This is a genomic window from Algibacter sp. L4_22 (genome assembly GCF_023473045.1).
Taxonomy (GTDB): domain Bacteria; phylum Bacteroidota; class Bacteroidia; order Flavobacteriales; family Flavobacteriaceae; genus Algibacter.
Genome location: NZ_JAMCOK010000080.1, coordinates 1 through 628 on the forward strand (window position 1 = coordinate 1; position 628 = coordinate 628).

1 protein-coding gene is annotated in these 628 nt (G+C 30.9%); it reads left to right on the forward strand.

The window, feature by feature from the left end:
• The first annotated feature begins 112 nt into the window (after nt 1-112).
• Nucleotides 113-304, forward strand: coding sequence for a hypothetical protein (locus M4I23_RS19640; RefSeq protein ID WP_249755550.1), 192 nt, complete (start codon nt 113-115; stop codon nt 302-304).
• Nucleotides 305-628 lie beyond the last annotated feature (324 nt).

Genomic DNA, 628 nt, shown 5'->3' on the forward strand with positions numbered 1-628 from the left:
TGCGTGTTTGTAACGTCTGATTTTCCTTCGGAAAATCCTCGCATACAAACCCGCAACTATTCTTATACATAAACGTTGGCATTCATTGAGCTGTCGAACTAAAAATTAAACTATGGAGAAACTATTAAGCATTTTAAAAGGATTTGGATTTTCATTATTAATTGTTTTATTGGGAATTTATATACTCAAAACAAATGAAACACTTTTAGGACAAATAATCGGAATTTCTTGTGTGGTGTTTTTTGGAACATTGATGCTTTGGGGAATTTTTAAAATGATTAAAAAAAATAAAATCAAGGATTAATTTTAATTTGATTTTTAGCTTGTTTGCGGAATCGGAATTAAAAAACTAAAACCAAACTGAATGCGGAATTTAGCCGGTTACGGAATTACTGACTCAATCAGAATTGAAAAAGTTTGCGGAATAAATCGCTGACCGAATTCACTCAAACGCAGGAAAACAAAAAATGTAATTAATCCGAATAATTAAAAGTCTGAATAAAAACAACGAAATGCCAACAACGTGTATAATTAATTGCTTTGGCAAGTGATTATTTGGAAAATTCCTTCGGAATTTTCTCGCGTTCGTTTTTGTTTACTAAATTAGTTGCTTAAACACGCAACTAAC

Bases quoted from the DNA above. Each gene is read 5' to 3' on its own strand.
- M4I23_RS19640 (WP_249755550.1), top strand. From the start codon at position 113: ATGGAGAAACTATTAAGCATTTTAAAAGGATTTGGATTTTCATTATTA.